Origin of the sequence: Ferruginibacter sp. HRS2-29 (genome assembly GCF_024343615.1) — a bacterium.
Taxonomy (GTDB): Bacteria; Bacteroidota; Bacteroidia; order Chitinophagales; family Chitinophagaceae; genus Ferruginibacter.
Genome location: NZ_RJUB01000104.1, coordinates 21853 through 28905 on the forward strand (window position 1 = coordinate 21853; position 7053 = coordinate 28905).

Annotated in this window: 4 protein-coding genes; 1 reads left to right on the plus strand and 3 read right to left on the minus strand. The window is 47.8% G+C overall.

The window, feature by feature from the left end; all coding sequences use genetic code 11:
* Positions 1 to 153: 153 nt before the first annotated feature.
* The gene (locus tag EGI32_RS11385; protein ID WP_255155480.1) at positions 154 to 762 is read left to right on the plus strand and encodes a hypothetical protein; all 609 of its coding nucleotides are present in this window, start codon (positions 154 to 156) and stop codon (positions 760 to 762) included.
* A gap of 101 nt (positions 763 to 863) precedes the next feature.
* Here EGI32_RS11385 and EGI32_RS11390 read toward each other — a convergent pair whose 3' ends face one another.
* The 3 genes from EGI32_RS11390 to EGI32_RS11400 form a co-directional block, all read right to left on the minus strand.
* Complete coding sequence (locus EGI32_RS11390) at positions 864 to 1232, minus strand: hypothetical protein (RefSeq protein WP_255155481.1); 369 nt, start codon at positions 1230 to 1232, stop codon at positions 864 to 866.
* A gap of 332 nt (positions 1233 to 1564) precedes the next feature.
* Positions 1565 to 2584 carry a PorP/SprF family type IX secretion system membrane protein gene (locus tag EGI32_RS11395; protein ID WP_255155482.1) on the minus strand — a complete coding sequence of 340 codons (1020 nt, stop codon included), beginning with the start codon at positions 2582 to 2584 and terminating at the stop codon, positions 1565 to 1567.
* Positions 2585 to 2597: 13 nt separating this feature from the next.
* The coding region (locus tag EGI32_RS11400) for a PKD domain-containing protein (protein WP_255155483.1) at positions 2598 to 7053 on the minus strand (4456 nt) is incomplete at its 5' end.

Sequence of the window (7053 nt, forward strand, 5' to 3'; positions counted from 1 at the left end):
TTACCCGCTTTTAAAAATACTGGCACAGCAAATGCACCTACTATGCCGGCTGATCCATTGATAAATAATAACAACAAGAAAGAGATACCTACGCTCAGCAACCGGGGCAGACTGATGGGGAACGCCGCATTTACTTATCTGTAAAAATCAATTATGAACGAGGTACCCGATATGATCCCGGAGAAAGTTTCCGGCAAACACCTTGACCTGCACGCGGAGGTTTCCCGTACTACCGCTGTGGAAGCTGCAGACTTATTTCAAAACGCCCGGATGCGCCTCCTGCTGCCTTCATTGTGGCATACACTCGCCGGATCCCTCAGCGCTGTATTTGCCCTGGCCACACCTGGCAATACCGATGGGGGCCGCACAGTTAAACTCCATGATTATGTCACCATCGACATACCGGGGCCGGGTAATTCGCTTGGAGATGGGTTCGACTGGACTCAGGTGACGGCTTTGGCGGAAGATGTGTTAGCCGGGGCTCAAAAGAGTGTTGCCCTCACGCTTACCGCCTGTGCCAATCCCCTCAACATCGTACAGGATACCGCTCATTTTTTCGACAATTCATCCAGTTCCTCCTTCGTACTTTACTTATCAGGATGCAACGTGGGAATTGATTATTACGGACGAAACGAGCAACCAAACCGCCACACTATCAGCATTGCCGACAATATGCGCAATGCGCTGGTGGCTACGGGCGCTGCTGCCGGCTTATCAGAATTGCAATGGTCGTCATTGATCCGCGGCATTTTAAACACCTGATACCTTACTTCCAGATGGTAACTTAAAATAAAACACCCGGAGATCCGTTTTAATCCCGGGTGTGTATCAATTCAAAATTGTGTGGAAACTTATCGTACTGTTCACATTCTGCCAGCCAGGTATTCAAGGAGTTTTTCGTCGCTCATTTTATTGGAAGTAGATTCTTCCGTTTTGGTATTTTTAAATTGAGGGGTATCTGCCAGGTAATGGATAAACTGCTCCTGCGCCTGGCCGGTGCCCGTGATGTGTATATGCGTAGCATTGACTAAATGGGCGGCTATTTCTTTAAAAAATTTTCCCTGTATTGTTTTTTCGTGGTTGTTCGAATTTTTTTCATTGGAGTTTGGGGAAATAAGTTCTCCTTCTACATGCCCGAGTATGGTTAAGGGGGTACCCGTTTCTTCTCCTTCACCTGCTACAGTGGCGTGGTGGTTATCCATCCATACGCCAAATTTCTTTTGATTGTTCATCTTGTTGTTTTAATGTATGGGGTGTAAGTCAAAAACCGAGCCGCAAGATTTAACCCGCTCCATCCCCCTGGCGTTTCATGTAATACGCAGGAATTGAAGAGCAACACACCGGGTTTGCAGGATTACAGGTTTCACATCGGGAGATGCTGTTGTTTAAAATATGGCACAAGCAACAACTTACCATTCTGGTAAGATCGAAAAACCCCGCCTTTCCCGTATTTGATCCGGTATTTATTTTACAGGGTAAATGGAATCGTTATCTTTTGAAACCTTTACTGTCACCTGTTATAAACGCCGGCAGATAGTTGCTTACAGTGCCGGGTGGCAATTGCTTAAAACCTCGGGCACCTTGTTTTATCCAGCGAACTATTTCGCATGTTAAGAAAATTGCGGTAGCTGACCGTAATCTCAAAGCCGCCCCTGGACTGTGAAGCTGCCCGTAATTTTGAAATATTGACGTCATATGTTAACCCAACGCCCAATTCGTAATAATCGAGTTTTAGCACAGGGATTACGGCATCATTCCAACGCAGGAAACTCCCGGCAGACAGGCTGATAGTTTCATCCTCATCCATTTGAAGCAAATCCCGTTTGTACAAAAACCCTCCCTGCATCTGGTTATTTCCACCCTGCTTAAAATAATCGGCGTATAAAATAAGCCGATGGTATTCACTTAAAGGGGCAGACAAACCTGCATTGATCATGAATTTATTGTTCAGCAGCACATCCCGGTTTGGCTCGAAGGCCACTTTAGGATTATTAAAGTGAAACCAGGATCCCCCGGCGTAACATTTGACATCATTGGCAAAACTGGTACTCACCAGGAAGCCCACAGATGCATCGAGATACGTTACGTTTGACCGGGTAAATACCTGCCGGGTAGGATTGGTATTACTGTAACTTCCATTAACAAACTGATCATCAAAGCTGAGTTTGGTTGCGTCAAACCGCTGTTGCACCGGCCCTGCCATAAACCCGGCCGATACATAGGTATCGTTATCGTCGCTTAAAGCATGATGGTAGGTGAGCACGGGCAACAGCTGTGTCTTTCCAAGCTTCGAATCGCCGGCTATATCGTTGGTCATCTGGAGACCGAGCGCCAGGTAATTATCGGATTGCTGGCTGGTACTGAATTTCAGTTCTACCCCCAGGCCTTGTGTCTGGTAGGGAGTGGTCACACTGTTCCATTGCGACCGAAAAGCAGCAGTAGCCCTGAAATCGCCGGAATAGAGGCCCGCAAGGGCTGGATTTCTCAACAACGGCATTTCGTAAAACTGCGAAAAATTAATGTCCTGTGTTTTACCAACACAGGCGAAAAGCAACAGGCCTATAGAGAGGAAATAATATTTCATACTAGTTTTCATTTTACTTGATGATGGAAGTATTCCCTTTGTAAACAAAGGAGGTCCCGTTTTCACAGATCACTTCCGCGGTATAAACAAATACATCGGGGCCGCCGGCAATTCCTTTTATCTTTCCGTTCCAGGCATAAGCAGAAACATTCGGCGGAAAGTTTGTCCTTTCAAATACAAGTTCACCCCACCTGTTGAATATCCTGAAGAACTTAACCATTACGATCCCTTTTCCCCGTACCATTAGGATATCGTTCACCCCGTCGCCGTCAGGGGTAAAAGCATTGGGGATGAATACCTGCGAATTTTCGCAAAAGGTTTTAATGTTTAGAGAATCCGTGGCGCTGCATCCATAGGCAGTGGTGACTTTAACGGTGTAGGTGATGTCTTTTTTAATGGTTGCCAATGGTAACGGGCAGGTGTTGCAGCTCAGCTCAGTGGAAGGCTGCCAGAGCCATTGTGTTATGGGACCATTTGTAATAGTACTGTTTAACGGGTGGATGGTACCGGTAGACAACGTGAGGTCCGGCCCAAGGTTAACAGTAGGATATCTTCCTACCCCTACGAGCACAAAGGCCGTATCGGTAAAACAATTGAATCCATCGTATCCCACTACCCGGTATCTTGTTGTGGCAGTTGGCGTAGCAACAGGATTGGAAATTGTGGTACTGTTCAACGTAGCTCCCGGTGACCAGGCATAAGTGGCAGCGCCGCTGGCCATCAGGTTGGCCGACTGGCCGATGCATATATTAACGTCGGGGTTTACTACCAGGTTCATTGGTTGGATCACCGTAATAACAACTGTATCGTAAGCCGCACAACCAAATGCATTAGAGCCGGTAACTATATAGGGGGTAGTAACGGATGGTGTTGCCACAGGATTTGGGCAGGTACTGCAACTCAGGCCTTGTGCCGGGTTCCATTGATAAGACGGAGAGCCGGTAGCATTGAGCTGAACAGAATTACCGAGGCAGATGGTAGTACTTGCCGTAGCATTCACCACCGGTACCGGGCGGATAACAATGGAATGATAGGCCGTATCAAAACACCCCTGTTGTGTTCCGGCAATATAACGTAAATTATAAGTGCCCGGAAGGTTAAACAGGTAAGTGAAATCGGGGCCTGTGGCTGTAACGCCATTCGATAATGTCCACTGTTGAATGGTAACCGCGTCGGCAGATATCACATTAGCACTAAAAGTGACCCGTTGATTGCCACATTTTTCAATATCACCAATTATCGAAGCAACAGGAATGCTATTGACCTGCACAGTTACCGGCACTGAAACCGTTTTGGTACATCCGCTGGCCGAAGTGATCGTAATTTCTACATTATACAAACCCGTAGCGGAATAAGTATGTGATATGCCTGTACCAGTTCCTGTATTTCCATCCCCAAACTTCCAGGCGGTATTTACTACCCCGAAAAATGCGGAGGATGTATCGACGAATTGCACCCTGGTGCCCCCGCAAAATTGTTGTGAAGTGAACCTGAAACCTGCGATGAGCTTGTCGATCTTGATCGTATCCAAACCTTGTATGGGAAAGGTACACGAACCCGAGCCCTGAAGGGTGACGGATGGAACATAGCGGCCAGGATTTGCATAGGTATGGTTTACCGAATTAGCGGTGGTAGTCTGTGTATTTCCATCGCCAAAATTCCATGTATACCCGGCAGTATTGAAGGCATTGGCGGTAAATGTTACCGTTGGCACGCAGGTATATCCGCCATTGTAAATGAGGTTACCGGATGGTCCGCTGATATTTACCGTGTCCCTCGAAGTGTAGATACATCCACCGGGAACTTTTACTACCAGGTCTACATAATAGATACCGGGGAGAAGGTAGTTATGAACCACACTGTCGCCCGACGCGGTATTACCATCGCCGAAATTCCAGGAGGCCGTTAATGATGGACGGATCTTATTTACGAACGTTACCCGCAGCGGTGCACAGCTGCTCACTGAATCAGACATGGTAAACCACCCGGGTAAGGTGTCGCGAACCTGTACCTGCTGGTAAGCCGTATCTACGCATACATCTCCCGAAGGGGTATTGCGGAAACTGACCAGTCTGATAGTAAATAATCCCGGGGCAGCGTAGGTGTGCGAAGGATTCACCAGTACAGAAGTACTGCCATCGCCGAAATTCCAGGAGTAAGTAGTTGCATTGGAAGACTGATTGGTCAATTGCACCGCTTGCCCTATACAAACCGTGTATAGATTGCTGATGAACGCGGCCACCGGTTTAGGATATACGGTGATGATCCTGGTGGCGGTAGTATCTGTGCAACTGTTGATGGCTGTAAGCGTTACATTGTAAGTTCCCGAATTGATGAATGTATGGTACACCGTATCGATATTATCTGTAGTGGAAAGCGTGTTGCCATCGCCAAAATTCCATTCGAAAGAACTTGCACCCGCAGAGTTATTAACGAACGCGACGGTGTGAGGTGCGCACCCGAAATTCTGGGTTCCGTTTACGTTGAAGTTGAGCAGGATGTTATTTGGTGCGATGCGTAGCTCAAACCGCTGTGTATCTGAACCACACTCGTTTACCGCTATCAGTTGTACCCGGAAGGTATCCACCACCGGCGAATTGTAAATATGCGTAACAGGAATCCTTGTACTGGTAATAAGTGTTGTTCCATCTCCAAAATCCCAGTAGTAGGTACTATTCAGGCCCAATGAAGTATTGGCAAATACCACCCGCATCGGCGAACAGCCGGTAGAGCGGTCGGGGATGAACAATGCCCTTGGCGGAGCTTTCACCCTGATTGATTTTTCAAAAGTGATGGTATCACACAGGGTTTCTATTTTGAGTTTGACTTTGTAAGTAGTGTCGTTGTAGGTGGGGTTGATGGGGAAAATAATAGTTCCGGGTTGTTGTAAAGTGGAAGTTTGCCCGTTGCCGAAATCCCAGTAATAATTATACAAGTTAATGTCAGGTGTGGTATTGGTAAATAACACGCTCAGAGGGCCACATCCCACGGTATCGCTCAATACAAACGAAGGCGTGGGAACTTTGTACGTATAAAATTTTGCCTGCATGCTATCGCTTTTACAACCGAAGGCAGATACAGCTACCAGCTTGATAGTGACCGAATCATTCGGTTGTGTTATGGTATAACCCGGGAAATTAGTACCGGTACCAATGAAGGTATTATTTGCATACCAATTGTATGCGCCATTATTTGCGGAAAATACCTGCAGGCCGATATCGGCATTACCGATCAGGTATGGCGCACATTTGATGGTATTGACGGGGTTAAAAACCGCCTTCGCATCCGGGTTAACCACTACATTGATCTGCGCCCTGCTTCCTTCGCAACCCGCAGCCGTAGATTGGCTCACATAATATGCTGTAGTACCTGCAACAGAAGTCGGGGGAACCGGCGCGGATGGCAAAGGGGTTCCACCGGAGGCTACGTTATACCAGTTAAGCGTGCCGCCGGGGGCAGCCACTGCCGTCAACGCTACAGAGGTTGTATTGATACAATAATTCACCGGTGTGGTTACTGCAGGTAATGCCCCCAAAGGATTGATAACAACCAATACCGAATCCTGCAGCGAGTTACAATTATTGATGGTTACATACACATAATAATAACCTGCGTTGGAGGCACTTGTATTGGTTATCGACGGGTTTTGCAGCGTACTGTTGAAGCCATTCGGCCCGCTCCACGTGTAAGATGCTGCACCCGGTGCGCTGGAACTTACCGAAAGGTTTAATGTCTGCCCGCTGCAGATGGCACTGTTACTGGATGCAACAGGTGCAGACGGCGGATTAGGATCAGCAAGTATAACCGGCCCAAGACTATTGGAGATACAGCCAGACAGCACAACATTTATATTGGCATAAGTACCCTGGGAAAGGCCGGTGATAAGGATGTTGCCGGTTGGCCCTGCAGGATAGGATGCAGATTGCGGGATAGTATTGAATGTATAATTTACGGTGTACACCTGGCCGGCTGTAAGCCCTGAAATGCTGATAGAACCTGTATTGGAACCACAGGCTGTAGGATTTGAGGGAACAGCTGTGGTAAGTACAGGTGTAGTATTGATCGCCACAGTGGTGGTAGCGGCGGCAGAAACACATGCCCCGGGCCCGGTAGATGTATAGATAACTGTGTAAGTACCCGCGGCAGCGGAAGTAACATTGCTGATAGAAGGATTTTGCAAATTGCTGGTAAAGCCGTTGGGGCCGGTCCAGGCGTATTGCATACCACCCGGTGTAACCGTACCGGAATTCAATTGCAGCGAATTGCCGGTACAAACCGGGCTATTGCTGGTAGCGGCAGGTGTCGCGGGCGTTTGATTGACAATAACATTTACGTTAGTCGGCGCGGAAGCACAACCGGCGATTGTAACGATCACCTGGTATACCCCCGCATCTGCCACAGTAGCATTGGGAATAACAGGATTTTGTTGGGCACTGGTATAACCGGAAGGGCCCGTCCAGCTGTAGGTT

Coding starts and splice junctions, on each gene's coding strand:
- EGI32_RS11385 (WP_255155480.1), top strand. CDS start 154: ATGAACGAGGTACCCGATATGATCCCGGAGAAAGTTTCCGGCAAACAC.
- EGI32_RS11390 (WP_255155481.1), bottom strand. CDS start 1,232: ATGAACAATCAAAAGAAATTTGGCGTATGGATGGATAACCACCACGCC.
- EGI32_RS11395 (WP_255155482.1), bottom strand. CDS start 2,584: ATGAAATATTATTTCCTCTCTATAGGCCTGTTGCTTTTCGCCTGTGTT.